The sequence below is a fragment of the Polaromonas sp. genome, from assembly GCF_012927485.1.
GTDB lineage: Bacteria > Pseudomonadota > Gammaproteobacteria > Burkholderiales > Burkholderiaceae_C > Polaromonas.
The window spans coordinates 67622-93735 of sequence record NZ_JABBPC010000035.1 but is presented as its reverse complement, the minus strand read 5'-3'; the positions used below and the strand labels follow the sequence as shown (position 1 = coordinate 93735).

Below are 26114 nucleotides of genomic sequence, written 5' to 3'. Positions count from 1 at the left end.
GGTCCCCACCTCTTCCCTAAACAAAAACCATCAAAGACGGGTGCGGCAACAGTGTCATTTAGGGCCAGGGCTTATCCCTGTTTCCAGGGCAGTCCGAGAAAGCGCCAGCCGCCTTTATTGCCGCGCTGGCCCTGCTCATCGGCATCGCCTTCAAAGCCCTCAAGAATGTTGTAGGCCTCCATGCCCAGATCACTGGCCCGTTTGGCCGCAGCGACCGAACGTACACCGCTTCGGCACAACAACACGACTTTTTTGCCTGAAGGCACTGCGGCCTTAAGGCCCACATCAAACCCGGGGTTTATCGCCATGCCAGGCCATTGTTTCCAGGCCAGTGGCACGGCGCCCGGCACCTGCCCGACCCATTCGCGTTCGGCGTCGGTACGCACATCCACCAACACCGCCTCGCCTGACTGCACCCAGTCGAAGGCCAATAACGGCGATACGTCGCCGGCGTAGCCTGACGCGGGCTGTATCTGACGTGAAGGGGACGCATTGGATAAAGAAACAATTTTCATGCTCAGGACCTGTCGGGTTTCAAGTTGAATTACCCAATCGCGCCCAGCTATACGGGGTCAACGGCGCGTGGGGGTAAAGCCTGAAATCGAGTGTATTCTTTTGGATTACCTCGCCGGCATAGCCGGAAAATATCGGTTTATTAACGCTACGCCAGCGCCGAACGGCGTGTAAAAATCGGGCAGATCCCCAAAAGAAATACTGGAACCCCAGATGTCCTCACCCCATATCGCGCGCCCTGCTTTGCCAGACACCCGCCCTACCAAGGCCGAACTCAAATCGCTGGCTGGCCTCATGGCCCGATGGCAACCCCCCCAAACCGATGCAAGCCCCAATGGGGACAAAAGCAAAAAGACCCGCACCGGTTGCACACTGGCAGACTTCGATCCCTCCGCCAAGCCTTTTTCGACTGGCAACAAGCAAGATGACAAGGCAGCGGTCGAAACACTGGCGATGGAACTCGATGCGCTGCAGAACTTGTTTTATGCCGACAAGCGCCACAAACTGCTGGTGATCTTGCAGGGCACTGACACGTCTGGCAAGGATGGCACACTACGCGGCGTATTTAGCCGCATCAGTCCTCTGGGCGTGCGCACCGTGGGCTGGAAAGCCCCGAGCGACGAGGAGCGTGCACACGATTATCTGTGGCGCATTCACCAGATGATGCCCGGTCTGGGCGAAATGATGATCTTCAACCGCAGCCATTACGAAGACGTACTGGTGCCGTCGGTCAATGGCCAGATCACTCCGGAGCAAACGGTTCAGCGCTATCAGCACATCAACGACTTTGAACGCCTGCTTAGCGATACCGGGACGGTGGTCCTCAAGTTCATGCTGCACATCAGCCTGGATGAGCAGCGCGAACGGCTGCAAGCCAGGCTGGACGACCCTGCCAAACACTGGAAATTCAACATGGGCGATCTGGAAGCGCGCAAACAGTGGAAGCAGTATCAGAAAGCCTATGAAGGTCTGCTCAACGCCACCAGCACCTCCTGGGCGCCTTGGACTGTAGTACCCGCAAACTCCAAGAACCACCGAGATTTAATGATTGCCACGATCGTACGCAGCACGCTGCAGCAGCTCGATTTGCGTTACCCGCCTGGCGACCCCGCGCTAAAGGACATCAAGATCACCTGACGAGCCGCCCACCGCGACCGGCAAGCCTCAGTGCCCGCCGCCCAGGTAAGCCGCTTTGACAGCCGGATCGTCGCGAAGGCTAGCGGCTTCGCCGTGCACCGAGATGCGTCCGTTTTCCAGCACGTAGCCGTAATCGGCCACCTTTAAGGCTGCAGCGGCAAACTGTTCGACCAGCAGCATGGTGACGCCCCGCGCCTTCAGGTCGCCAATGATGCGAAAAACCTCCTCCACCAAGATGGGGGCCAAACCCATGGAGGGCTCGTCCAGCAGGACTATTTCGGGATTCAACATCACGGCACGCGCCATGGCGAGCATTTGTTGCTCGCCCCCGGAAAGGGTTCCCGCCAACTGCAGGCGACGCTCCTTCAGTCGGGGAAACAGGTCCATGGCTCGCTCCAGGTCGCCCGGCACATCCCCTTTGGGGCGGCTACCGGTCAAGCGCGGAAACGCGCCCAAAAGCAGGTTGTCGGTCACCGTCATGGTGGCAAACACGCGGCGACCCTCGGGCGAGTGGGCCAGGCCCTGCTTGGCGATGGTGTAAGACTCCAGGCCATCCACACGCTTGCCGTGCAGACTGATTTCGCCTGCGGTGGGCTTGATCATTCCAGAAATAGCGCGCATGGTGGTGGTTTTGCCGGCGCCGTTGGAGCCAATCAGCGTGACTACTTTGCCTTTTGGCACGTCCAACGAGATGCCGTGCAGGACTTGAACCTTGCCGTAACCCGCTTCTAGGTTTTTGATACTCAACATGGTGAATTCCCTTTTTGCTTAGGCGGCCGAGCCACCGAGGTAAGCCTCGATCACTTTCGGGTTGGCCTGCACGTCGGCTGGTTTGCCCTCGGCGATCTTCTGCCCAAAGTCCAGCACCGACACCGTATCGCACATGCTCATCACCACATCCATGTGGTGTTCGATCAGGATCACGGTGATGCCATGGTCGCGGATCTTGCGGATGATGGCGACCAACTCTTTGATGTCGGGTGCGGTTAGTCCGGCAGCGGGCTCGTCCAGCAGCAGCAACTGCGGATCAAGCGCCAGTGCGCGTGCGATTTCCAGCAGACGCTGTTTACCGTAAGGCAGATTACGCGCCTCTTCGGTAGCCAGATCACCCAGGCCCACAAAGCTAAGCAGGCCGAGGCCGCGCGCGGTCGCTGCTTTTTCTTCGCGCTTGTAACGCGGCGTGTGCAGCGACACGTCGAGGATGTTGCTATTGAACGTGTGGTGCAAACCCACCTGAATATTTTGCAGTGCGGTCATTTCACCGAACAACTGCACATTCTGGAAGGTTCGGGCAATGCCTGACAACGCAATGTCCGAGGAGGTGCGACCCACCACAGGCCGGCCTGCAAAATTAATATCACCGGCGGTCGGTACATAAATGCCCGTCAGCACATTCATCATGGTGCTTTTGCCAGATCCATTGGGACCGATCAGGCCGTGAATGGTGCCACGCTTGACGCGCAGGTCGACCTGATTAATCGCTTTGAGGCCACCGAACTGCATCAGTATGCCCTGTGCAATCAACAGATCGCTGCCTGCTTCGCGGTCACCCGCGCTGGCCGCGACCATGACCGAGTCTTGCCCGGAAGGGACGCTCGCGGTGACAGCCGCATTCAAGAACACCGGCTTGCGTATATGCAACAGGTTTTTGACAAATCCAACAATTCCGTCCTGCAGGTAATACACGACGAAAAGAATCATCAGACCAAAAATACTCAGTCGCCAGTCGGTAATGGACTCCAGCCAGAACGCAAATCCCGCCAGAGCGATCGTGCCCACCACCGGAATCGCCATCGCTTTTGGCGTGGTCAATTTTTTGACAATACCGACCAACGCACCCACGGTAATTAGCGTGGCCAGCACCGTCGCCACGATGCGAAACAACTCCAGGTCGTCCAACAGCTTGGGTAAAATCACGATGATGGCCGCCCCCAGCAAAGCACCGGAGCGCGTCTTGCGGCCACCCATGATGACGGCGAGCAAAAACAGTACCGTCAACTCGAAGTTGTAGGTATTGGGCGAGATGTACTGCTCCGAATACGCATAAAGGCAGCCCGCCAGTCCGGCGAAACCTGCGCTGATCACAAATGCGTAAACCTTGTAGCGGTAGACCGATACGCCCATGCAGTCCGAGGCCACCGGACTACCCCGCAAGGCTTCGAACGCCCGACCGATTTGCGACCGTAGAATGCGGTGCACCACCACCAGCGAAATCACCATCAGCCCAAATACCAGCCAGTAAAACCCATTTTCATTCAGCTGGTGCCCGGCGATGGAAGGCTTGGGAATCTTGATGCCCATCGGACCTTCGGTTAGAAAGGTCATCTCGTTAATCAGGATCTGGATGATGGTGCCAAACGCCAGTGTGACCATCGCCAGATAAGGACCGGTGACGCGCAGTGCGGGCAAGGCCAACACGGCGCCAAAGAGTGCAGTCACGGCGATGCTGGCAGGGACGATTGCCCACAGCGGCGCTCCCAGCTTCATGAACAGCACGCCGGCCGTATACGACCCGACACCAAACAGGCCAGCGTGGCCAAGCGATACCTGACCGGTATAGCCGACCACGATGTCCAGACCGAACAGCAGGATCGCGTAGATCATGATGGTGCCGACCATGTGGATGTAATAGGGATTGCCGGTAAACAAGGGCACAGCGGCCAGCAAGGCGAGGCCGATCACCGCTGCAAAAAGAGACTTGCGGTTCATCTTCAGACTTTCTTGATCGCGGATTTGCCAAACAGGCCAGCGGGTTTGAAGGCCAGCACCAGGAGCAGCAGGACCAGTCCGGGGACGTCCTTGTAGCCAGTCGAAATGTAGAAACCGGTGGTGGTTTCAGCGACGCCCAGAATAATGCCGCCCACAATAATGCCCATGCCACTGGTCAGGCCGCCAATAATGGCGACCGCAAAGGCCTTGAGCCCCAGGACTGCGCCCATGGTGGCACCCGTCAGGGTTAACGGCGCGATAAGCACGCCCGCAAATGCAGCGGTGGCGGAAGAAAGCGCGTAGGAAAACGTGATGACCAGGCCGGTGTTGATGCCCATCAGTTTGGCGGCATCGCGGTCATTAAAGGTGGCCACGACCGCCTTTCCGTAAATCGTCTTGCGGTTAAAAAATTCTACGGCCAACATCATCAGCACGGCACCCACCACCACGAGGATCTCCATGGGGAGTACGTTGGCACCGAAGACTTTGATGGGAGATTCGGAAAGCGGCGAAGGGAACTTGAGATCATCCCGTCCCCAGATGTTCTCCGCCACGTTCTTGAAAATAATGCCCAGCGCGATGGTCGACATGATCCAGCCGAACTCGCTTTTGATTTTGATGGCGGGGCGCACGCCGATACGCTCGACCAATCCCCCCTGCAACAACCCAAACACAATCACCAGCGGAATCATCAACCAGTAATTTACGCCGAGATTGACCAAGGTCAAACCGACCATGGCGCCCAGCATGAGGGCGTCGCCCTGGCCGAAATTAAGGGTATCTGATGTCTGAAAGGTCAGCTGGTAACCGAATGCGATGACCGCGTAGATCATCCCCAGTGCAACGCCGCTGTAGACAAGTTGAAGCAGGATTTCCATACATACATTTCCAAGAAATGGCCCGGAGGCTCAGCACATAAAAAAAGCACCGCGGCAGCCGGTCTGGCCGGCGCGGTGCTTGTTTCTCAAAACACGCTTCTTAAATATACTCGCCCGATTACTTCTTGACCGCCGGTGCCGCAACCTTGGCCTTGGCGTCCTTGATGCGCAAATCGCCGCCTTTTTTCATATCGTCCGCATAGGCGTAGACCACCCGGCCTTGCCGGACTTCACCAAATACCGGAATGTTGGCGGTGATGGCCTCGTGGTCGGCCTTGGTGAAGGGCTTTTCATAAGTCGTCACAACACCTTCCACCTTGGCATTCAGGTTTTCCAGGGCTTCGCGGATTTTCGGTCCATCCGTGCTGTTGGCCTGCTTGATGGCGGCCGCCAATAAATAGATGGAGTCATAGCCCTGCGCCGCCGACACCGGTGAATCAATGCGATTGTTCTTGGGCTTGAAGGTTTTCAGGTAGGCATCAATGAAAGCCTTGCGTTTGGGTGTGTCCGGCTGCTGAATAAAGGTCTGCGGCATGCGGGCGCCTTCACCACCAGGTCCGGCATTGTCAATAAAGTTCGCCATGGAGAGCGTCCAGCTGCCAACCATAGGCACCTTCCAGCCCAGCTTGGTCATGCCATTGGCAATCTGCGCCAGTTCGGGACCGATGGCATAAGTCAAGATGACGTCGGCACCGGCTGATTTGGCTTTCAGCAACTGGGCGGTCATGTCTACATCCTTGATGTTGAACTTCTCGACCGCGACGGCTTTCAGGCCTTTGGCGGCGAGCGCTTTTTCGAGGTCTTCCCGACCCAGCTGTCCGTAGTTGGTGGAGTCGGCCAAAATGGCGACCTTCTTGAAGCCGCGGCGAGTCACGGCTTCTTCCACGATCATGGGCGCCTGAATGCTGTCGTGTGCGGCGTTCCGAAAGATGTAGTTCTCGGGCTGATCCTTGAACTGCTGCGTAATGATGCTGCCCGTTGCCACGTTATTCATCACTGGAATCTTGGCTTCTTCGAAAAATCGTTGGGAAGCCAGTGCCACGCCCGTATTGATGTAGCCCACGGCGGCAGTGACTTTTTCCTTGTTGATCAACTCTTGGGCAATCTGCACACCACGTTCGTTTTTGGCCTCGTCGTCGCGTTCAACGACTTGCAGCTTGCGGCCCAGCACGCCGCCCGACTTGTTGATTTCCTCGACTGCAAGCCTGACGCCGTCACGCATGCTGACGCCCATGGAGGAGGAGCCGCCGGTGAAGGGACCCGCCACGCCGATCTTGATCGGGTCAGCCGCAGCGGCCAGGCCGGCAATACTGAAAACAGCTGACGCAACGGCCAGTTTTACAAAACGAATATTCATGGTGTCTCCATCTTGGTATATAAATTTGCATACATGTTAATCAACAGGACAACGCCACGACGGCTATGGCAGCCGCGGCGCGGATACCTAATTTATCCGACTTGCGGGGAGATCTTCTTAGTACTTTCCTCAGACGAACAGCAATTGGCCCAAAAAAGCGGTGATTTTTTTCAACTAGCCATCAAAAATATTTCACACAGGGCGGCATTACGGGTCAGGGTGAAAAATCATACGGGTTAACCCGACATTCCTGTTTAAAAAAAGCAAAGCTGTTTTAACCTGTACGAGCTTTTGTTTTTTCGGACCTTGAATTGACAATTGACGTTTACGTAAACGTAATATCATCCAGGGTTGCTATCACATCCAGGCCCTGACCAGAGGGTCTATTGACACAGCCGAGGAATACCATGACCGACCTGTCCGCAGAATACAAATCGCTCGCCAATTACCGCCCCACGAACAAAGTTCGCTTCATCACGGCCGCCAGTTTGTTTGACGGTCACGATGCTGCCATCAACATCATGCGGCGCATTTTGCAAAGCATGGGTGCGGAAGTCATTCACCTAGGCCACAACCGAAGCGTGGACGAAGTCGTCACGGCCGCCTTGCAGGAAGACGCTCAAGGTATCGCCATCAGTTCTTATCAGGGCGGGCATGTCGAGTATTTCAAGTACATGGTGGATTTGCTGAAAAGCCGTGGCGGCGAACACATTCAGATATTTGGCGGTGGCGGGGGCGTCATCGTGCCGCCGGAAATCCGCGAGCTGCATGCCTACGGTGTGACGCGCATCTACAGTCCCGAAGACGGTCAGAAAATGGGGCTGGCGGGGATGATTGGCGAGATGGTGATGCGTTGCGACACGGACTTGACAGCCCGCGCACCGCAAGACGTCAAGGCGATCGAAGGCCATGGCGAAATGAACTGGCGGGCGCTTGCCCAGCTCATTACCGCAATCGAGAATGAGAAGGTTAACGAAACCGTCGTGCAAGCGGTACGTGCACTGGCTGCCACTAAAAAAATACCGGTGCTGGGCATCACGGGCACTGGCGGTGCAGGCAAGTCGTCCCTCACCGACGAGTTGATCCGGCGCCTGCGTCTGGACCAGAGCGACCGCCTGCGCATCGCCATCATCAGCATTGACCCCTCAAGGCGCAAGAGCGGCGGCGCCCTGTTGGGCGACCGCATCCGCATGAATGCCATCAACCCGTGGAGCCAGGGACCACGCGTTTTCATGCGGTCCCTGGCGACCCGCGACTTCGGCTCGGAAATCAGTCCGGCGCTACCCGACGTGATTGCAGCCTGCAAGGCGGCCGGATTTGACCTGATCGTGGTCGAGACCTCTGGCATCGGCCAGGGCGATGCAGCCATCGTGCCGCATGTGGACGTCCCCATGTACGTGATGACGCCGGAATTCGGCGCTGCCAGTCAGCTCGAGAAAATCGACATGCTGGACTTTGCGGAGTTCATTGCGATTAACAAATTTGACCGTAAGGGATCACTCGATGCCCTGCGTGACGTCGCCAAACAAGTGCAGCGCAACAAGGAAGCCTGGACGGTCCCGACCGACCAGATGCCGGTGTTTGGCACCATGGCCGCCCGATTTAATGATGACGGCGTCACGGCGCTTTACCAGGCGCTGAAACCGCGCTTGGCCAGCTTGGGACTAGTACTGGAGGACGGCACACTGCCGCTGGTCGAAGTGCGCCACAGTACCAATCAGACGCCAGTGGTGCCCGCCGCTCGCACGCGCTATCTGGCCGAAATTACCGACACGGTGCGCACTTACAAAAAGCGCGGTCGTGAGCAAGCCACGCTGGCCCGCGAAATTCAGCAATTGCGGGCCGCTGCCGCCATGCTGACCGTGGGCAAGCCCGGCAAGGCTCGGGCTGCTGAAGCCGCGATCGACCTCGCTGTCCAACGCGAACAAGTCCAGGATCCGGCGGCTAAAAAATTACTGGCCCAGTGGCCCGAGATGCAGAAGGCCTACGCAGGCGACGAATATGTCGTAAAAATCCGCGACAAGGAAATTCGCACGGCGCTGACGACCCAATCGCTCTCGGGCACCACCATTCGAAAAGTCTGCCTGCCAAAATACGAAGACCACGGCGAAATTCTCAAGTGGCTGATTTTGGACAACGTGCCGGGTAGCTACCCCTATACCGCTGGCACCTTCGCCTTCAAGCGCGAAGGCGAAGACCCCACTCGAATGTTTGCGGGTGAAGGCGATCCTTTTCGCACCAACACGCGCTTCAAATTGCTGAGCGAAGGAATGGCCGCCAAGCGACTTTCTACGGCGTTTGATTCCGTCACGCTTTACGGCAACGACCCGCACGTCCGTCCTGATATTTACGGCAAGGTAGGCAACTCGGGCGTTTCCATTGCCACCCTGGACGACATGAAGGTGCTGTACAGCGGCTTTGATCTGTGCAATCCGAGCACCTCGGTGTCCATGACCATCAACGGCCCGGCTCCCAGCATTCTGGCGATGTTCATGAACACGGCCATCGATCAGAACCTGGAAAAGTTCAACACCGACAATGGCCGCGAGCCGACCGACACAGAAGCCGAAAAAATCCGCGAGTGGGTGTTGGAAAATGTGCGCGGCACCGTGCAGGCAGACATCCTGAAAGAAGACCAGGGGCAGAACACCTGCATCTTTTCAACCGAGTTCAGCCTGAAAGTCATGGGCGACATCGCACAGTATTTTGTGCACCACCGCGTCCGTAATTTTTACAGTGTCTCCATCAGCGGCTATCACATCGCCGAAGCAGGTGCCAACCCGATTTCGCAACTTGCCTTCACGCTTTCCAACGGCTTTACGTTTGTCGAGGCCTACCTGGCGCGGGGCATGCACATAGACGACTTCGCACCCAACCTGTCGTTCTTCTTCAGCAACGGCATGGACCCCGAATACACCGTCATGGGACGCGTTGCGCGTCGCATCTGGGCTGTGGCCATGAAAGAAAAATACGGGGCGAACGAGCGCAGCCAGAAGTTGAAATACCATATTCAGACCTCGGGTCGCAGCCTGCACGCGCAGGAAATCCAGTTCAACGACATCCGTACCACGCTGCAGGCACTGATCGCCATTTACGACAACTGCAACAGTTTGCACACCAACGCTTTTGACGAAGCCATCACCACACCGACTGAAGATTCGGTCCGCCGTGCCATGGCCATTCAACTCATCATCAACCGCGAATGGGGTTTGGCCAAAAACGAAAACCCCTCACAAGGGGCCTTCATCATCGAAGAGCTGACCGAACTGGTCGAAGAAGCCGTGCTGGCGGAATTTGCAGCCATCGCCGACCGCGGTGGCGTGCTGGGCGCGATGGAAACGGGCTATCAGCGCGGAAGGATTCAAGACGAATCCATGCACTACGAAATGCTCAAGCACACCGGTGAACTGCCCATCATCGGCGTCAACACCTTTCGCAATCCGCATGGCGACGCGGTGCAGGACAAGCTGGAGCTGGCGCGCTCCACTGACGAAGAAAAACAAAGCCAGTTGAACCGGCTACAAAGCTTTCACGCCCTGCACGCAAACGAGGCACCGGTGCAACTCAAACGGTTACAGCAGGCAGTGATAGACAACCAGAATGTCTTTGAGGTGCTGATGGACGCCGTGCGGGTGTGCTCGCTGGGGCAGATTACCAACGCCCTCTTTGAAGTAGGTGGCCAGTACCGCCGAAACATGTGAACAGACTACCCTCCATGACCTAAAATACCCCTTTAAGTAAAAGGGTAGTAGACCATGGCGATGCGGATTTCAGTGGCACTGACCACCTTGCTGGTTTCAATGTTCGTCTCTTTTCCGACTATCGGCCAACCCGCAATGGTTCGCGCAACGGCCGACACGGACCTGAACGCGCGCCTCAAAGAGGTGGAAGCCAATCCGCGCCAGTTCGAGGCAACGTACAAAATCGGAAGCAAGGTCGCCGCTTTTTGTGCCAACTGTCACGGCGGTGGCGGTAACAGCGTTTCACTCGGCATTCCCAACCTAGCCGGGCAGAACACCGCTTATTTGCTGGAGCAGTTGCGGCAGTTCAGCGATGGGCGGCGGCGCAACGAATTTATGCAGGGGATGATCAAGGCGCTCAGCCCCGACGAGAAAATCGGCATCGTCGTTTTTTATTCAAACCAGCAAGTCATCCAGAGGCCCGCGGCGAATGCCGCCCTGATCAGCAAGGGCAAGGAGTACTACAGCACTATCTGCTTTCGCTGCCATGGTGAACAAGGTCGCGGCAATGAAAAAATTGCACGGATCGCCGGACAACAACCGGATTATCTGGCTTTGACGCTGAAGCGCTACCGTGACGGTTCCACTCTGCGGACCGATCCCCTGATGGCCGCCAACACCCGACTGATGACCGACCCGGATATTGCTGCGGTCGTCGCCTATGTGGCGTCGATGAAATAAGGTTTTCATTCGCTCGGCGGGGGCGGGATCGTTCCGGGTACCGGGCGAAGACTGATACAGCACTGGCGGACGTAGCTATTGGATCCGCTGCAAGAGTTTTCCGCCAATGACTCGAGAGGGTCAGCCTGCGGATGGCCCAGAAAAAAACCCGAACCACTGTGCCCATCGGCTCCGGCTGCTCGGGTTATCTGGTCCGGCAGAACCATAGCGGTTCGAGCTGGCCTGACAGATGCAGGCTTTTTCAGCCGCCTTTTGTCGGACGCTTGCCAGGATTCTTCTTACTGCGGGTTGAAGAACCGCGCTCAAGGCTGATCTTTTGGCCACGGCCAGAAGTGACGGTGTAGCCTTTGGGGGGCACGGGCTTGGGGGCGCAGATGTCGGCTTCGACTCTGATTTTTTTCGGCATGAAAGACTCCTGATAAATATGGCTTAACCCCGGATTTTAAGCCACACCACAGGAATTACTTTGCCCGGTGCCCGGCAATTAATTATTCGGGCGCTACAGCGTCTTGGGCAGCGGTAAGTTGACCAACAAATTCTGCGGCTTCAGCCTGACCACGCCGTCAGCACTCACCATGAGCCCCAAATAAACCGGCTTGCCCGCGACGTCCGGGCGCATCTCCTGAGGGTCGACAAAATCCAGGCGAAACAGGCTAATCAGGCGCTGCATTCGCGCCGGCTCAACATCATCGCCTTGATACAGATCGTTCAACAGTGCCGTCGCTTCCACATCCAGCCCCACATGCCAGCGCCACGCGTCGTCCGCCACTTTTTGTAAAGGCTTGATGGTGACGGCGACACCGAGGAAATGTTGTACCCACTTTTGAAGCACGCCTGCCAGCGCCTTGAGCCCCGATCGAGCTCGCGTCATCGTGAAGACCAGGCCGTGGCTCAGGTCCTGGGTGACTTCGTGGGTCAGGTCGAGCAAAAACGTCTGGCGGCTGGCCTGTTGCCAATAGTTCGGGGCATTGTCATCATTCAGGACCTGCAGATTGACGGTCGGTAGGGGCGCTTTGGCTTCAGCCAGAAAGCGTCCAAAGTCGCCGAGGCCGCTGGTCTGCTGGAGCAAATCCATCACCTCACGATCGCCGCTGAGCACTTGTCCGCCTTCCGTGCTGATGCGCTGGCTTCTGAACAGCATCTCGCTGGCGCGCACTTCGTAAGCGTCCGTGGAGTCCTCCAGCAGGTTGTGCGTGATGGCTTGGACCAGCAAATCGATGAACAGCGGCGGAATGTTGACGCGACCCGACCCGTCGCGAGGAAACAAACTCAGGTAATACGCCTCCAGCGTCCCGGTGGCTAGAAGACCGTCCCGAAAACGCAGAAAGAGCGTGTAGCTTTCACGCGCATCAACATCCTGCACTGCCTGCAATTCGTCGGCTTCAACCCGCCGTGAAGGGGAATCCATCAGTCTGGAACGAAGGGTCCGCTCGGCCTTGCAGGATTCGGGTACCAGCGCTAATTCAGGCCGTGACAAAAAAAGCCGTAAGTAGTCGTCAGTCGGTTGCAACCAGCCGCGGTCGTTGCGCTGAAGGAGGCCAAAGCCACTGGAAAGCCAAAAATCTTGCATGGATGCCATCGTCGCACAGTCAACGACGAGTGGCTGAGGCGACATTAACCGAACGCTGCAATCTTTACCTGAGCTTAGCAAGCCGCTCACCGACTGGCGCGTTGATCTAAACAGGGTCAGACTTCCCACATCAGGGACCGGTCCCGCTACGTGCGCAGTTCAGGCCCCGAACGACAGAAAGAGAGCGTGCAACATGACAACACCCCGCGTCGATTTATTCAGCCCCCGCGTCCGGTCTTTCCGGGTTTTGCCGAGTCTCAGGTTGCAGCGGGTCGTCCCGCTGCTGTTTCTCTTGCTGGCCTCTTTGCAGTCCGCAGTTTGGGCCCAGGAGCCCGCTCCGCTGGACCCACCAGGTCGCGTCGCTCGCCTCAACCTCACGGAAGGCCCGGTGAGCTTTGCGCGGGGAGACAGCACTGGATACGCAGACCGCAACGCATGGACGCCCGCCGCGCTAAATTGGCCTCTGACCAGCGGGGACAGGTTGTGGACCGGTTCCCGCGCGCGGTCGGAGTTGCATATTGGTTCAGCGGCGGTGCGCATGAGCGAGCAGACCAGCCTGGATTTTTTAGCGCTGGACGACAATCTGGCCCAGCTCCGATTGGCGCAAGGAACCCTTCAGTTGCGCGTTCGCACCCTGTTCGAGGGGCAGCGTCTGGAGGTTGACACGCCCAATCTGGCTTTCGTTATTTCACAGCCTGGCGACTACCGCCTGGACGTCAACCCTGCCAGCAACACCACGCGGGTCGTGGCGCTATCTGGGAGCGGTGTCATTTACGGCGCTGCCGGCGAGGCGGTCAATTTGGGCAGCGCGCAGCAAATCAATTTCACCGGCACGCAACTGATACCCGCCGGACCGGGCGCCGCATGGCAAGACAGTTTTGATGGCTGGGCGGCCGACCGCGACCGGCGCGAAGACCACTCGATATCGGCGCGTTATGTGCCGCGCGAGATCCTCGGTTACCAGCAGCTGGACAGCTATGGCGACTGGAGCCAGGATCCAGGCTACGGCGCGGTCTGGTTGCCACGCGCTGTTCCGGTGAACTGGGCACCCTACCGTGTGGGCCACTGGAGCTGGATCTCCCCGTGGGGCTGGACTTGGGTGGACGACGCGCCCTGGGGTTTTGCACCGTTTCACTATGGGCGCTGGGCGCAAATAGGCCCGCGCTGGGCCTGGGTACCGGGGCAGCTGGCGCAGCGTCCGGTGTATGCGCCGGCGCTGGTCGCTTTCGTTGGGGGCAATAGCGGCGGCGTCAGTTGGAGCGTTTCAATCGGCTCCGGCGGCGCGCCACAACCCAGCGTCGGCTGGTTCCCACTCGCACCGGGTGAGGCCTTTAGGCCCGCCTACCGAGTAAGCCCCCACTATGTCACCCAGGTCAATCAGAACATTGTGGTCAACAACACGGTCAACGTGACCAATATCTACCGCTATCAGCGTCAACCCGGGGCGGTCACCGCGGTGAGTTCAAACGACTTTGTCCAAGGTCGGCCGGTACACGGCGACTTCCACCCATTGAGCGCCCAGGATTTGAACCGGGCCCAAGTGGTGGAACGTAACGCGATTCCACAGCGCCCCGATCGCGCTGAGGGCCGTGACCGGCCAAGGCCTGTTGCGGCCGGTTCGTTGCCACCCGCCGCCGTGGTGGCGCGTCCGGTCGTCAGCAGCCGCGACGAGCGCCGCGATACCGGTTCGAATAGCCGCCGGGAGGCCGCGCGCCCCGAGAGCACCGACCGCAATACCCGCATTTCCGCGCCAACGCTAGCAGTACCCGTGACCGCTGGCGTTGCGGGCGCGCCGCTGCCTGCGACGAAGCAGACGCCGGCTGCGCCACCTTCTTTGCGCCCGGTCCCGGCGCTGACACCGGACCACAGCGCAATGGACGCAGACCAACGCGCTCGGAGTGATCAACAGCGTCGGCAAAATGAAGCGGCCTCGAGGCAGCGCGCGGTACTTGAGCAAGCTCAGAAGAACGGCACCGCCCCGCCACTGAACCCGGATGCGAAAGCCACCGCAGAGCGTAATTCAGCTTTACGCGCGCAACAGCAGCTTCAGCGTGACCAGCAGCGTCAACAAACGGAACTCATCCGTCAACAAGACCAGCAACGCCGCCAAACCGAAGACTTGCAGGGGCAGCGCGCAGTGCGTGAACAGGCGCAAAAGCAACAAGAGCAAGCCCAAAAGCAGATGAAAGACCAGCAGCAACAACAGCAACAACAGCAGTTGCAACGGGCTCGGCAAGATCAGCAGCGGCAAGCCCATGAGCCGCCGCCGGAACAACAGAAACCGCAGCAGGAGCGGCAAAACAAACGGAGAGCAGATCCCTCCAGCGCACCGGCCAACCCACCGGAAGGCGAGCCCCGACGCAATCGGGAACCGTAATCTCGCATTGCGGGCAGCCCAACGAAGGTCAGGCGCAGGCGCTCACAACGCTACAGGTTTAATAGGGTTGTGCGGCCGGCCAGCGGACCCCGAATATTTCACTTGGTTTTACCTTTGAGGCGGTGCGGCTGACCCACGTTTCGTCGCCCGAAAAAGTAAAGCTGCTCGCATCGAGGTCATCGCGCCCAGACTTTTGCCCCAGGGGCTAAGCAGTGCGGTAAGGGCTAAGGGTTGCCCATCACGCAAAACTACCTAAGGGTCTAACCGAGTAGCACCGCAGCCTTCGGATAGGTAGGATCGCCTACTGTGATTCACGGGACTTATACTCCATTTGGCGCTGCGTCTGCAGGCAGCTTCCCGTGAGTTCAACCCCACCCCGCCGGAGAGCAATTTGTCTGTTGAGTTCATTCTTCAAACGCAAGGGCTGACCAAGGAATTCAAGGGATTCGTGGCTGTCAACAACGTAGACCTGAAAGTCCAGCGCGGGCACATTCACGCGCTGATCGGACCGAACGGAGCCGGGAAAACCACTTTTTTTAATTTGCTCACCAAGTTCCTGCCGCCTACCAGAGGCAGCATTGTCTTCAATGGCAACGACATCACCTTCGAGAAGCCGGCCCAGACCGCGCGGCGCGGCATCGTTCGGTCTTTCCAGATCTCGGCCGTTTTCCCGCATATGACGGTGCTTGAGAATGTCCGCGCGGCGCTGCAGCGCAACTTGGGTACTTCATTCCATTTCTGGAAAGCCGAAGACACGCTGTTTCACCTGCATGACCGTGCACGTGCGCTGCTTGCAGAAGTCGACCTGAGCGACTTTGCCGACGTGTTGACCGTGAACCTGCCTTACGGCCGCAAACGCGCCCTGGAGCTGGCCACCACGCTGGCCCTTGAGCCAGAACTGATGCTGCTGGACGAGCCCACCCAGGGCATGGGCCACGAAGACGTGGCCCGCGTGACCCAGCTGATCAAAAAGGTGTCGGCAGGGCGGACGATTCTGATGGTCGAACACAACATGAACGTGGTGTCGTCGATTGCCCATCGCATCACGGTACTGCAACGGGGCGCCATCATTGCCGACGGCCCTTACGCCGAGGTCTCTAAAAACCCGCAGGTGATTGAAGCCTACATGGGCACCGCCAACACCGAACTACAGGGCGCTCATTAACTATGGCTCCCACGCTTTTCACTTCGTGGGCTACGCGGCGGTCCAAGGTAGTTCAACGCCTGACGAGCCGACCGTCGAAAAAATCCCCCCACGAGCGCTTCGCATGACTAAAGAACTGCTCCACATTGAAAACCTGCACGCCTGGTACGGAGAGTCGCACATCCTGCATGGCGTGAACCTCTCGGTGCATGAAGGTGAAGTGGTAACACTGCTTGGCCGCAACGGGGCCGGTCGCACCACCACGCTGCGCGCGATCGTCGGCATGACCGGCGCCCGCAAGGGCTCGATCCGGATCAATGGAGAAGAGGTTATCAAGCTGGCGCCGCACAAAGTAGCCCGGCTAGGCGTCGGCTACTGCCCTGAAGAGCGCGGCATTTTTGCCAGCCTGTCGGCCGAAGAAAACCTGATGCTGCCCCCGACCATCGCCACCGGGGGCATGAGCATTGCCGAGATTTACGCCATGTTCCCTAACCTGAAGGAACGCGCCAACAGTCCCGGCACCCGCCTGTCAGGCGGCGAGCAGCAGATGCTGGCAGTGGCGCGCATTTTGCGCACGGGCGCACGGCTCCTGTTGCTCGATGAAATTTCTGAAGGACTCGCCCCCGTCATCGTGCAGAAGCTGGCTGAAATGATTTTGGCCCTGAAGGCCAAGGGCTACACCATCGTGCTGGTCGAGCAAAATTTCCGCTTTGCCGCGCCGCTGGCCGACCGTTTCTATGTCATGGAACACGGCCAAATCGTCAAGCAGTTTGCCCAAGCCGAGTTGACCCAGAACATGGGCATGCTGCAGGAGTATTTGGGCGTCTAGTGCCGTGTTCAAGCCTGCCCGTCCCGTTTTTTCCCTTTGAGCTCATAACCTTAACCAGGAGACATCCATGAAACTTAAAACACTTGTCGCCGCACTGGCCATTGGCCTAAGCGCCGCAGCATCCGCACAGAACGCCGGCCCGATCAAGATCGGCATCATCACCGACATGTCCAGCCTGTATGCCGACATCGACGGTCCTGCTGGCGCTGAAATGGTCAAGTGGGCAGTGCAGGATTTTGGCGGCAAGGTGCTTAACCGCCCGATCGAAGTGCTGTCCGCTGACCATCAGAACAAGCCCGACATTGCCAGCTCCAAGGCGCGCGAGTGGATGGACAAAGACGGCCTGGCCATGCTGATTGGCGGGACCAACTCCGGCACGTCGCTGGCCATGGCCAAGGTAGCCGCCGAGAAAAAGCGTCCTTTCATCTCCATCGGCGCCGGCTCAGCCCGGCTGACCAACGAAGACTGTACGCGATACACCGTTCACTATGCCTATGACACCGTGGCCTTGTCCAAAGTGGCGGGTGCGGCACTGGTCAAAGCGGGCTACAAAAGCTGGTATTTCCTGACGGCTGACTACGCATTCGGCCACTCCCTCGAGACCGACGCGGCGAATGTCGTAAAAGCCAATGGCGGCACCGTGGTAGGCGCCGTACGCCATCCGCTCAATGCCTCGGACTTCTCGGCCTTCCTATTGCAAGCTCAGTCTTCCAAGGCACAGATTCTGGCGCTGGCCAATGCCGGCGGCGATTTCACCAATTCCATGAAGGCTGCCAAGGAATTCGGTATTACCAAAACCATGAAGGTTGCCGGCTTGCTGGTGTTCATTAACGATGTGCACAGTTTGGGTCTGGCCAATACCGAAGGCCTGCAACTCGCCGACAGCTGGTATTGGAACCAGGACGATGCCTCCCGCAAATTTGCCAAGCGATTTTTCGACAAATACAAACGGATGCCTTCCAGCCTGCAGGCGGCTGACTACTCAGCTGCCACAAATTACCTGAAAGCTGTTCAGGCCGCCGGTACGACCGACGGCGACAAGGTCATGAGCACATTGAAAACCATGAAGATCGACGACTTTTACAACAAGGGTCAAATCCGCGCCGACGGTCGCATGATTCACGACATGTACCTTTACCAGGTCAAAGGCCCCAAAGAGTCGAGTACGCCATGGGACTACTACAAAACCGTGGCTAAAGTTCCTGGCGACCAGGCATTCACGACGGTTGCCGAGTCCAAGTGCCCGCTGATCAACAAGAAGTAACTTGATCTTCCAGTTGGCCGGTCACACCTCGTGATCGGCCAACTTTTTTCGATTTCTCACTTTTCATATTCTCAAGGCGAGAACCGACGGGCCTCCATGGAAATTTTTGGTATTCCCCTGCAAGCTTTTATGGGTCAGCTCTTGCTGGGTCTGGTCAATGGCGCGTTTTATGCCTTGCTCAGCCTGGGGCTGGCGGTCATTTTTGGCCTGCTGGGCATTGTGAACTTTGCACACGGGGCGCTCTACATGCTGGGCGCCTTCGCCGCGTGGATCCTGCTCGACAAGTTTGGCCTCAATTACTGGTATGCACTGGTGCTGGCCCCACTCGCGGTTGGCGTGCTGGGGGTACTGATTGAACGGCTGTTTCTTCGGCACCTGTACAAGCTCGATCCACTTTACGGACTGCTGCTGACCTTTGGCCTTGCGCTGATTACAGAGGGCATTTTCCGCGAACTGTTTGGCGCATCGGGCCAAAATTATGAAGTGCCAGAATTGTTGTCGGGCGCCACCAACCTGGGTTTCATGGTGCTGCCGAATTACCGCGCCTGGGTGGTATTGGTGTCGCTGGTCGTCTGCCTGGGCACATGGTTTCTGATCGAACGGACCCGACTGGGTGCCTACCTGCGCGCCGGTACTGAAAATGCAGCGTTGGTGCAGACGTTCGGCGTCAACGTCCCGGTGATGGTGATGTGCACTTATGGCGCGGGGGCTGCGCTTGCCGGGCTCGCGGGCGTACTGGCCGCACCGATCATTCAGGTCAACCCGCTAATGGGTTCGAACCTGATCATTGTGGTGTTTGCGGTGGTCGTGATCGGCGGGATGGGTTCAATTTTGGGGTCCGTGGTTACCGGCCTCGCGTTGGGACTGGTGGAAGGGCTGACCCGCGTTTTTTATCCTGAAGCGTCCAACATTGTGGTTTTCGTCATCATGGTGCTGGTACTGATGGTCAAGCCGAACGGCCTCTTTGGCAAGGAGGCATGAGCCATGACTGAAGCTGCAAATACCGTACCCATGACCCAAGTCGCAAAATACAAAAATATTACCCGCATCACGTACATCGCATTGCTGGCTTTGATGCTGGCGGCCCCCGTGATCGGGCTGTACCCCGTGTTTGTCATGAAGCTGCTTTGCTTCGCGTTGTTTGCCTGCGCCTTCAATTTGCTGTTGGGCTATACCGGCTTGCTGTCGTTCGGTCACGCTGCATTTTTCGGCTCGGCCGCCTACGTTACTGGCTGGTTCATCAAATCGCAGAGCTGGACGCCGGAGTTGGGAATTCTCGCGGGTACGGTGGCGGCGGGCCTGATTGGTCTGGTGGTGGGGCTGGTCGCCATTCGGCGCCAGGGCATTTACTTTGCCATGATCACACTGGCCATTGCACAGATGGTGTTCTTCGTCTGCTTGCAAGCGCCCTTTACGGGCGGTGAGGATGGCCTGCAAGGCGTCCCGCGCGGTAAGCTGTTTGGCGTGTTCTCACTTGAATCCGACGCCGCCTTGTATTATTTTGTGGTGGCCATTTTTGTGCTGTGCTTCCTGTTCATCTCGCGCATCGTGAACTCGCCTTTTGGGCAAGTGCTGAAAATGATCCGGGAAAACGAGCCGCGCGCCATTTCGCTGGGTTATCAGGTAGACCGTTACAAGCTGCTGGCTTTCGTGCTGTCGGCGGCGCTGGCCGGATTGGCGGGCTCGCTCAAAACGCTGGTGATGGGATTTGCCTCGTTGTCGGATGTCCACTGGTCCATGTCGGGCGAAGTCATTTTGATGACGCTGCTCGGCGGCGTGGGCACCTTTCTTGGTCCAGTCTTTGGCGCAGGCGTCGTGATTTCGCTGCAAAACGTACTGGCCGACAAAGTGGGTTCCTGGGTCACGGTGATCATCGGTGCCATCTTTGTGGTCTGCGTGCTGGCTTTCCGCAAAGGCGTGGTGGGCGAGTTGCAGGCGTATCTGGAACGCCGGCGCGCTGCCGCGAAGCTCGCCAAAGAATCCGGCGCTTGATCTGAAGGGTGGTGGCCATTCACCGCCCCTCTTTCGCACCTCTGGAAACGTTTCACCCTCAGCCGTTCGCAGCGCTGGGTTGACAGGGACCGGTAACGTTAGAGGACCGCCATGAGGACCCGCTACATGGCACAAGCGCTATTTATTTTGTAGCTTCTCAAACTTTCCCAGTAAGAGAATCAGTCACTTTTTACTGATCTGCATGTCACCAAGGCAGTCGATGGCCCTGGTAGTCGATCAGGGCGCCCGTGTCCGCCAGCGTGAGGGCTGCCAGCACGTCCAACAGATTTTCCGCCGCCTCGGGTGCGGGTCGCACGGTAAGACCGGTCTTGGCGAACGGGCGCGACAGTGCGGTGTCCACCGTGCCAGGATGCAGCGAGACACAAATCGCCTGCCGGTTGTACCTGCCGAGCTCGATCGACGCCGTTTTTACAAGCTGATTCAGGGCGGCCTTGGATGCGCGGTAGCCGTACCAGCCGCCAAGGGCGTTGTCGCCGATGCTGCCGACCTTCGCAGAAACAAAACCCGCAACGCAACGCCCGTGTTTTGGAAATAGAGGCAAAAAATGCTTCATCACCAGCGCCGGGCCAATGGCGTTGATGCGAAATACCTGGCTCAGATAATCCGCATCCAACTGGGTCCAGCTGCGCTCCGGCTGGCCGGTCTCGCCATGCAGAAACCCGCTGGCCACCACGAGGAGGCGCAGTTCACCCTGTAAATCGGCGCACCGCGCCGCAACCCAGCGCGAGGCCGCCAAAACGCTGGCCTCATCACCATAGTCGAGCGGCGGATGAGTGCTGCGCCCAAGAGACAGCACCGCTTGGTAGGCGCCGACCGAATCCCCGGATTGAGCCAGTCGTTCCACCAGCGCCGCTCCCAAGCCCCCGCCAGCGCCTATCACCAACGCGATGCCCGACTGGCGGGTGGTCTTTTCGTTCATCGGATCGCCCAGTTGCATACCATCCCCATTGGTTACGGTCTAGATCGCTGCTTGTGAGCGCTGTACAAAAGCTACCAGCAGGTTTGACTGCGCCCTACTCAGAGGTTTTATCAGGATTCACCATCCAGCAGGCGCACCTTGACGCTTTTTCCCTTGACCTTGCCCGTCGTCAGTTTATGCAACGCCTCGGAAGCAATCCTGCGGTCCACCGCCACATAGGTTGAGAACTCGTTCACGTTGATCTTGCCTACCTGCTCGCGCGTGAAACCAGCCTCACCAGTCAGCGCCCCCAAGACATCGCCAGCCCGGATTTTTTCCTTGCGGCCGCCGACGATTTGCAGCGTCGCCATGGGCGGCTGCAGCGGTTCCTGGCTGGTGGCCGTGAGTTCGGACAACTTATGCCACTCGGATTCGACTTTCTGCAGCTGTTCGATTTTTCCCACTGAACCCATCTCATCCATGGTGACCAAGCTGATCGCCCAGCCCTCTTCATCAACGCGGCCGGTGCGGCCAATGCGGTGAATGTGCACCTCGGCATCCGGCGTCACATCGACATTAATAACCATTTCCAGCTGCGATATATCCAGCCCGCGCGCCGCCACATCGGTGGCCACGAGCACCGAGCAACTGCGGTTGGAAAACTGCACCAGCACCTGGTCGCGCTCGCGCTGCTCCAGTTCGCCATACAACGCCAGCGCGCTGAAGCCCTGGCTTTTCAACAACTGCACCAGGGCGCGGCACTGCGCCTTGGTATTGCAAAAAGCGAGGGTACTGGCGGGCCGGTAATGGTTGAGCACCGAACCGACCGCATTCAGCCGGGCTTCGTCATGGTCGCTGTCCGGCACCTCGTACCAGCGCTGGTGAATTTTGCTTTTCTCGTGCTGCGCCTGCACCGTGATGGTTTGGGGGCTCTTCATGAACTGCTGACTGAGCTTGGCAATACCCTCTGGGTAAGTTGCAGAGAACAGCAGGGTTTGCCGTTCTTTCGGGCATTGTTTGGCGACCGTGGCAATGTCATCGAAAAAACCCATGTCGAGCATGCGGTCGGCCTCGTCCAGCACCAGCGTGTTCATGGCCTCGAGATTAAGGTTGCCGCGCTCCAAATGATCCATGATGCGCCCCGGCGTGCCCACCACAATATGCGCGCCATGTTCCAGGCTGGCAATTTGCCCACGCAAGGCCACGCCACCGCACAAAGTAACGACCTTGATGTTTTCTTCGGCGCGCGCCAGACGGCGGATTTCAGTCGTCACCTGGTCCGCCAGTTCACGGGTCGGACAGAGCACCATGGCCTGCACCGCGAAACGCCTGGCATTCAGGTTGGCGAGCAGCGCAAGGGCAAACGCAGCGGTTTTCCCACTGCCGGTTTTGGCTTGGGCAATCAGGTCTTTGCCCAACAGTGCCACGGGCAAACTGGCGGCCTGAATTGGCGTCATGCGCAGGTAGCCGAGCTGCTGAAGGTTGGCCAGCACATGGGCCGGCAAAGACAAGGTACTGAAATCGGAGGAAGAAGAGGTCATGCCTGGATTATCGGTGGACGCTCCGTTCAAGCCGCGACCGACCGGTCGAGACCCCACAGCGTGTGCCTGATCGGTCATTTCCGACACCTGGGCGTTGCGCAATGACCCTGCCTGGCGACTACCCCACCCGGGTGGTGTTAATCTAAAAAGCACCGTGACCCCTAGCCCCGAAAGAAACGCGCATGCAGACCTCTGATTTTGATTTTGATCTTTTCGTTATCGGCGGCGGCAGCGGCGGCGTCCGCGCCGCACGCATGGCGGCGCAGCGGGGTGCCCGCGTAGCACTGGCTGAAGTTGCAGAAATGGGCGGCACCTGCGTCAACCTGGGCTGCATCCCGAAAAAGCTCTACAGCTACGCGGCGCACTTCGCCGAAAGCTTTGAAGAATCCCACGGTTTTGGCTGGGTCGGCGAAGCCCCGAAGCTGAACTGGGAAACCCTGAAAATCAATCGCGCCCGGGAAATTTCACGTTTGAACGGCATTTATGTACAACTGCTTAAAAGCGCAGGCGTTCAAACCATCACCGGCTGGGCCACGCTGGTCGATGCCCATACGGTGGCAGTTGACGGACAGCACTACAGCGCCAAAAATATTCTGATCGCAACCGGTGGCAAGCCCAGCATTCCTGAGTTTCCGGGCTGCGAACACGCCATCAGCTCAAACGAGATGTTTGACCTATCGCCGTTTCCGCAGCGCCTGCTGGTGGTGGGCGGCGGCTACATCGCCTGCGAATTTGCGTCGATCTTCAACGGCCTGGGCTCGAAAGTCACGCAGCTTTACCGGGGCCATCAGGTGCTGCGCGGTTTTGATGATGACGTACGCGCTTTCATTGCCAGCGAAATGGTCAAAACCGGCGTGACGCTACACCTCAACACCGACGTCGCTGCCATCGATCGCAGCGGCACAGAACTACAGGTGCGCTTACTCGATGGCAGCCACATCACCGTCGATGCCGTGCTGTATGCCACTGGCCGGGTGCCGTTGGTCGAGGGCCTGGGCCTGGAAGCGGCCGGTGTCAAGCAAAACGCGGCTGGCGCAATTCAGGTGAATGACCGGTACCAAACGTCCGTGCCGTCCATTTATGCGCTCGGTGACGTGACGGCGCGGATGCAACTCACGCCGGTGGCCCTGGGCGAGGCGATGGTGGTGGTTGACCAGCTGTTCGGCCCGGCTGAAGGAAAACAAGCGCGCAGCATGAGCTATGACTTTATTCCAACGGCGGTGTTTACCCACCCGAATATTGGCACGGTCGGTTTTTCGCAAGCCGATGCCAGCGAAAAATTTGGCAAGATCAGTGTTTATCGCAGCGATTTCAAGTCGCTCAAGCACACGCTGAGCGGCAGCACCGAACGCACGCTTATGAAGCTGGTGGTGGAAGACGCAACCGACCGGGTGGTCGGCCTGCACATGGTGGGGCCGGACGCCGGCGAAGTCGTGCAGGGCTTTGCCGTGGCGATGAAAGCCGGCGCCACCAAAGCCATTTTTGACAGCACGATTGGCATTCACCCCACGATGGCGGAAGAGTTTGTGACGATGCGCGAAGCCGTAAGCATGTGACGCAGCGGCGAGCCTCTAACATGAGGCTACCGCTACCTACGGGCCATAACCGTTAAAACGCCCGCTCGCCCTTGTGCCATGCCCCCCGAACAATGGGCATGTCAGCGCTCATCCTGACCCGAATCAAGTCGGCGCGAAGACCCGGGGCAAGTTCACCCCGGTCAGTCAGGCCAATCGCGCGGGCCGGGTTGCGGGTGACGGTGTTAACGGCTTTCGGCAGACTCCAGCCGACCGTATCGCGCAGCAAAAAGGCCGACTGAAGCAAGCTGGCGGGTACGTAGTCCGATGAAAAAATGTCGAGCAAGTCGAGCCGGGCCAGTTCAGAGGCTGAAACATTGCCCGAATGCGAACCGCCTTGAACCAGGTTGGGCCCTCCCATGACAATGCGCATGCCGGCCGCGCGCGCCGCCCTGGCGGCCGCCAGAGTGGTTGGAAATTCCGAGATGGCGATGCGTTCCTGGCTGGCCTGCTGCACATGCGCCACTTCGGTGTCATCGTGGCTGGCGAGCGGCAGACTGCGCGCATGGCTGGCGGCAACAATGGCAGCCCGGCTGGGCACCGCGTAGCGCTCCTGATAGAATTTGAGGTTGACCACCAAGGCTTCATATTCTGCGTCGTCGAAGCGGCCGTAGCGCTCGGAATAGCGCCGGTATTTTGTGAGGTCGCGCCACTGCCGCTGACCGGGCGTGTGATCCATCAAGCTGACCAGTTCCACCAGAGAATCGTCGGCGTACTGCTCAAACACCTCCACAATATCCGGGGCGGCGACCTCGCAGCGCAGGTGCAGCAGATGCTCGACCCGCAGCAGGCCCTCGTCGAGGCATTCGTGCAGGGCCTGTATCGACACGTGCTGCGTCTGACTGCGTGCACCGCCCTGCTCCAGGTCGCCAATAACAATCGAATCCAGCACCGTCGTGATGCCGGCCGCCGCGCACAGCGCATCGTGCATGACCGTGGCTGAATGCGCGTTCCAGATCACGCCGGGACGCGGCACCAGATGCTTTTCCAGATTGTCGGTGTGCAGCTCAACCAGGCCGGGCAGCAGCCAGTCGCCGGCCCAGTCTTCGGCACCGGACACGGAGGTATCGCCGCGCTCAATGGACAGAATGACCCCGGCTTCGATCACCATGCAGCCGGTGAACTCTTCCGTGGCAGTGACGATTTTTGCGTTCCTGATGATTCGTTGTGTCATACGCTTGGATCCGGGTTAAACAGGGTTGCGGTATTGCTCGACGTCAAGGCAGCGACTCGCCACCGCCTCGCGTACTTCATCGTCATGGAAAATGCCCACCACTGCGGCACCCCGCGCGCACGCCGCACGAATCAGTTCCACCACAACGCGGCGGTTGTCTGCGTCCAGCGAGGCCGTGGGTTCATCGAGTAACAACACCGGCTGGTTGGCAATCAGACCGTGCGCAATATTGACGCGCTGCTGTTCGCCGCCGGAAAAGGTGACCGGTGGCAAGTGCCACAGGCGCTCGTGCAAATTGAGGCGGCTCAGCCATTGAGCCGCCTGATCGCGTGCAATATCGGCCGCCACGCCAAGTCGCCGCAGCGGCTCGGCCACGATGTCCAATGTCGAAACGCGGGGAATCACACGCAAAAACTGCGACACGTAGCCGAGCGTGCGGCGCCGCACTTCAAACACTTCTCGCGGTGCCGCACCCGACAGGTTGATCCAGCGCTCCTGATGTCGAATCAGGACCTCGCCGCTGCTGGCGCCGTAATTTCCGTAAAGACAGCGCAGCAGGGAGCTCTTGCCGCTGCCAGAGTGCCCGGTCAGCGCCATGCACTCGCCAGCGCGCACGCTCAAATTGATATCGGCAAACACCGGCAGCTCAAGGCCACCGCGCCCGTGCAGCGTGAAGGTTTTAGAAAGATCAGTGGTTTTAAGTAGGGCCGTCATG

Annotated in this window: 21 protein-coding genes; 10 read left to right on the top strand and 11 right to left on the bottom strand. The window is 58.6% G+C overall.

From position 1 onward, the window contains the following. Nucleotides 1-71 precede the first annotated feature (71 nt). On the bottom strand, nucleotides 72-515 hold the full coding sequence (locus tag HHJ16_RS14160) for a rhodanese-like domain-containing protein (RefSeq protein ID WP_296901592.1): 444 nt from the start codon (nucleotides 513-515) through the stop codon (nucleotides 72-74). 211 nt (nucleotides 516-726) lie between these two features. On the opposite strand from HHJ16_RS14160, the gene HHJ16_RS14155 reads away from it, so the two are divergent. After that, a complete protein-coding gene (locus HHJ16_RS14155; RefSeq protein WP_296901590.1) occupies nucleotides 727-1650 on the top strand; it encodes a PPK2 family polyphosphate kinase in 924 nt (307 codons plus the stop codon). A 27-nt stretch (nucleotides 1651-1677) separates the two neighbouring features. Here the strand turns inward: HHJ16_RS14155 and HHJ16_RS14150 are convergent, their stop codons facing one another. The 4 genes from HHJ16_RS14150 to HHJ16_RS14135 all read right to left on the bottom strand — a co-directional run bounded on the left by HHJ16_RS14150 (nucleotide 1678) and on the right by HHJ16_RS14135 (nucleotide 6594). After that, complete coding sequence (locus HHJ16_RS14150) at nucleotides 1678-2400, bottom strand: ABC transporter ATP-binding protein (RefSeq protein ID WP_296901588.1); 723 nt, start codon at nucleotides 2398-2400, stop codon at nucleotides 1678-1680. A gap of 18 nt (nucleotides 2401-2418) precedes the next feature. Continuing rightward, on the bottom strand, nucleotides 2419-4359 hold the full coding sequence (locus HHJ16_RS14145) for a branched-chain amino acid ABC transporter ATP-binding protein/permease (RefSeq protein ID WP_296901586.1): 1941 nt from the start codon (nucleotides 4357-4359) through the stop codon (nucleotides 2419-2421). Between the two features lie 2 nt (nucleotides 4360-4361). Beyond that, nucleotides 4362-5237 (bottom strand): branched-chain amino acid ABC transporter permease, encoded by an 876-nt coding sequence (locus HHJ16_RS14140; protein ID WP_296901585.1) that lies wholly within the window; start codon nucleotides 5235-5237, stop codon nucleotides 4362-4364. 118 nt (nucleotides 5238-5355) lie between these two features. Beyond that, a complete protein-coding gene (locus HHJ16_RS14135; protein ID WP_296901583.1) occupies nucleotides 5356-6594 on the bottom strand; it encodes an ABC transporter substrate-binding protein in 1239 nt (412 codons plus the stop codon). Nucleotides 6595-7001: 407 nt separating this feature from the next. On the opposite strand from HHJ16_RS14135, the gene icmF reads away from it, so the two are divergent. Then, on the top strand, nucleotides 7002-10295 hold the full coding sequence (gene icmF, locus HHJ16_RS14130; protein ID WP_296901581.1) for a fused isobutyryl-CoA mutase/GTPase IcmF: 3294 nt from the start codon (nucleotides 7002-7004) through the stop codon (nucleotides 10293-10295). A gap of 54 nt (nucleotides 10296-10349) precedes the next feature. Next, nucleotides 10350-11015, top strand: coding sequence for a c-type cytochrome (locus HHJ16_RS14125; RefSeq protein ID WP_296901579.1), 666 nt, complete (start codon nucleotides 10350-10352; stop codon nucleotides 11013-11015). A gap of 241 nt (nucleotides 11016-11256) precedes the next feature. Here HHJ16_RS14125 and HHJ16_RS14120 read toward each other — a convergent pair whose 3' ends face one another. Both HHJ16_RS14120 and HHJ16_RS14115 read right to left on the bottom strand, forming a co-directional pair. Next, nucleotides 11257-11421 carry a hypothetical protein gene (locus HHJ16_RS14120; RefSeq protein WP_296901577.1) on the bottom strand — a complete coding sequence of 55 codons (165 nt, stop codon included), beginning with the start codon at nucleotides 11419-11421 and terminating at the stop codon, nucleotides 11257-11259. Between the two features lie 93 nt (nucleotides 11422-11514). Continuing rightward, a complete protein-coding gene (locus tag HHJ16_RS14115) occupies nucleotides 11515-12585 on the bottom strand; it encodes a DUF6352 family protein (protein WP_296901576.1) in 1071 nt (356 codons plus the stop codon). A 193-nt stretch (nucleotides 12586-12778) separates the two neighbouring features. Between HHJ16_RS14115 and HHJ16_RS14110 the strand changes: the two genes are divergently transcribed. The 6 genes from HHJ16_RS14110 (at nucleotide 12779) to HHJ16_RS14085 (ending at nucleotide 20191) form a co-directional block, all read left to right on the top strand. After that, the gene (locus HHJ16_RS14110; RefSeq protein WP_296901574.1) at nucleotides 12779-14962 is read left to right on the top strand and encodes a DUF6600 domain-containing protein; all 2184 of its coding nucleotides are present in this window, start codon (nucleotides 12779-12781) and stop codon (nucleotides 14960-14962) included. Between the two features lie 391 nt (nucleotides 14963-15353). Then, nucleotides 15354-16127, top strand: coding sequence for an ABC transporter ATP-binding protein (locus HHJ16_RS14105; RefSeq protein ID WP_296901572.1), 774 nt, complete (start codon nucleotides 15354-15356; stop codon nucleotides 16125-16127). 103 nt (nucleotides 16128-16230) lie between these two features. After that, the gene (locus tag HHJ16_RS14100; RefSeq protein ID WP_296901570.1) at nucleotides 16231-16935 is read left to right on the top strand and encodes an ABC transporter ATP-binding protein; all 705 of its coding nucleotides are present in this window, start codon (nucleotides 16231-16233) and stop codon (nucleotides 16933-16935) included. A gap of 67 nt (nucleotides 16936-17002) precedes the next feature. Continuing rightward, nucleotides 17003-18199, top strand: coding sequence for an ABC transporter substrate-binding protein (locus HHJ16_RS14095; protein WP_296901569.1), 1197 nt, complete (start codon nucleotides 17003-17005; stop codon nucleotides 18197-18199). A 96-nt stretch (nucleotides 18200-18295) separates the two neighbouring features. After that, on the top strand, nucleotides 18296-19180 hold the full coding sequence (locus HHJ16_RS14090) for a branched-chain amino acid ABC transporter permease (RefSeq protein ID WP_296901567.1): 885 nt from the start codon (nucleotides 18296-18298) through the stop codon (nucleotides 19178-19180). 30 nt (nucleotides 19181-19210) lie between these two features. Then, entirely contained in the window at nucleotides 19211-20191 is a 981-nt protein-coding gene (locus HHJ16_RS14085; RefSeq protein WP_296901860.1) for a branched-chain amino acid ABC transporter permease, read from the top strand. A gap of 205 nt (nucleotides 20192-20396) precedes the next feature. Here HHJ16_RS14085 and HHJ16_RS14080 read toward each other — a convergent pair whose 3' ends face one another. Both HHJ16_RS14080 and dbpA read right to left on the bottom strand, forming a co-directional pair. Next, nucleotides 20397-21131: an SDR family NAD(P)-dependent oxidoreductase gene (locus HHJ16_RS14080; RefSeq protein ID WP_296901565.1), complete on the bottom strand. Its 735-nt coding sequence runs from the start codon at nucleotides 21129-21131 to the stop codon at nucleotides 20397-20399. Between the two features lie 110 nt (nucleotides 21132-21241). After that, complete coding sequence (gene dbpA / locus HHJ16_RS14075; RefSeq protein ID WP_296901564.1) at nucleotides 21242-22651, bottom strand: ATP-dependent RNA helicase DbpA; 1410 nt, start codon at nucleotides 22649-22651, stop codon at nucleotides 21242-21244. Between the two features lie 182 nt (nucleotides 22652-22833). On the opposite strand from dbpA, the gene gorA reads away from it, so the two are divergent. After that, nucleotides 22834-24207 (top strand): glutathione-disulfide reductase, encoded by a 1374-nt coding sequence (gene gorA, locus HHJ16_RS14070; protein WP_296901562.1) that lies wholly within the window; start codon nucleotides 22834-22836, stop codon nucleotides 24205-24207. 52 nt (nucleotides 24208-24259) lie between these two features. On the opposite strand, the gene HHJ16_RS14065 is transcribed toward gorA, so the two are convergent. Then, complete coding sequence (locus HHJ16_RS14065; protein WP_296901560.1) at nucleotides 24260-25399, bottom strand: alpha-D-ribose 1-methylphosphonate 5-triphosphate diphosphatase; 1140 nt, start codon at nucleotides 25397-25399, stop codon at nucleotides 24260-24262. Between the two features lie 15 nt (nucleotides 25400-25414). Next, complete coding sequence (phnL, locus tag HHJ16_RS14060; protein WP_296901559.1) at nucleotides 25415-26113, bottom strand: phosphonate C-P lyase system protein PhnL; 699 nt, start codon at nucleotides 26111-26113, stop codon at nucleotides 25415-25417. Nucleotide 26114: the final 1 nt, after the last annotated feature.

Bases quoted from the DNA above. Each gene is read 5' to 3' on its own strand.
- HHJ16_RS14160 (WP_296901592.1), bottom strand. From the start codon at position 515: ATGAAAATTGTTTCTTTATCCAATGCGTCCCCTTCACGTCAGATACAG.
- HHJ16_RS14155 (WP_296901590.1), top strand. From the start codon at position 727: ATGTCCTCACCCCATATCGCGCGCCCTGCTTTGCCAGACACCCGCCCT.
- HHJ16_RS14150 (WP_296901588.1), bottom strand. From the start codon at position 2,400: ATGTTGAGTATCAAAAACCTAGAAGCGGGTTACGGCAAGGTTCAAGTC.
- HHJ16_RS14145 (WP_296901586.1), bottom strand. From the start codon at position 4,359: ATGAACCGCAAGTCTCTTTTTGCAGCGGTGATCGGCCTCGCCTTGCTG.
- HHJ16_RS14140 (WP_296901585.1), bottom strand. From the start codon at position 5,237: ATGGAAATCCTGCTTCAACTTGTCTACAGCGGCGTTGCACTGGGGATG.
- HHJ16_RS14135 (WP_296901583.1), bottom strand. From the start codon at position 6,594: ATGAATATTCGTTTTGTAAAACTGGCCGTTGCGTCAGCTGTTTTCAGT.
- icmF (WP_296901581.1), top strand. From the start codon at position 7,002: ATGACCGACCTGTCCGCAGAATACAAATCGCTCGCCAATTACCGCCCC.
- HHJ16_RS14125 (WP_296901579.1), top strand. From the start codon at position 10,350: ATGGCGATGCGGATTTCAGTGGCACTGACCACCTTGCTGGTTTCAATG.
- HHJ16_RS14120 (WP_296901577.1), bottom strand. From the start codon at position 11,421: ATGCCGAAAAAAATCAGAGTCGAAGCCGACATCTGCGCCCCCAAGCCC.
- HHJ16_RS14115 (WP_296901576.1), bottom strand. From the start codon at position 12,585: ATGCAAGATTTTTGGCTTTCCAGTGGCTTTGGCCTCCTTCAGCGCAAC.
- HHJ16_RS14110 (WP_296901574.1), top strand. From the start codon at position 12,779: ATGACAACACCCCGCGTCGATTTATTCAGCCCCCGCGTCCGGTCTTTC.
- HHJ16_RS14100 (WP_296901570.1), top strand. From the start codon at position 16,231: ATGACTAAAGAACTGCTCCACATTGAAAACCTGCACGCCTGGTACGGA.
- HHJ16_RS14095 (WP_296901569.1), top strand. From the start codon at position 17,003: ATGAAACTTAAAACACTTGTCGCCGCACTGGCCATTGGCCTAAGCGCC.
- HHJ16_RS14090 (WP_296901567.1), top strand. From the start codon at position 18,296: ATGGAAATTTTTGGTATTCCCCTGCAAGCTTTTATGGGTCAGCTCTTG.
- HHJ16_RS14085 (WP_296901860.1), top strand. From the start codon at position 19,211: ATGACCCAAGTCGCAAAATACAAAAATATTACCCGCATCACGTACATC.
- HHJ16_RS14080 (WP_296901565.1), bottom strand. From the start codon at position 21,131: ATGAACGAAAAGACCACCCGCCAGTCGGGCATCGCGTTGGTGATAGGC.
- dbpA (WP_296901564.1), bottom strand. From the start codon at position 22,651: ATGACCTCTTCTTCCTCCGATTTCAGTACCTTGTCTTTGCCGGCCCAT.
- gorA (WP_296901562.1), top strand. From the start codon at position 22,834: ATGCAGACCTCTGATTTTGATTTTGATCTTTTCGTTATCGGCGGCGGC.
- HHJ16_RS14065 (WP_296901560.1), bottom strand. From the start codon at position 25,399: ATGACACAACGAATCATCAGGAACGCAAAAATCGTCACTGCCACGGAA.
- phnL (WP_296901559.1), bottom strand. From the start codon at position 26,113: ATGACGGCCCTACTTAAAACCACTGATCTTTCTAAAACCTTCACGCTG.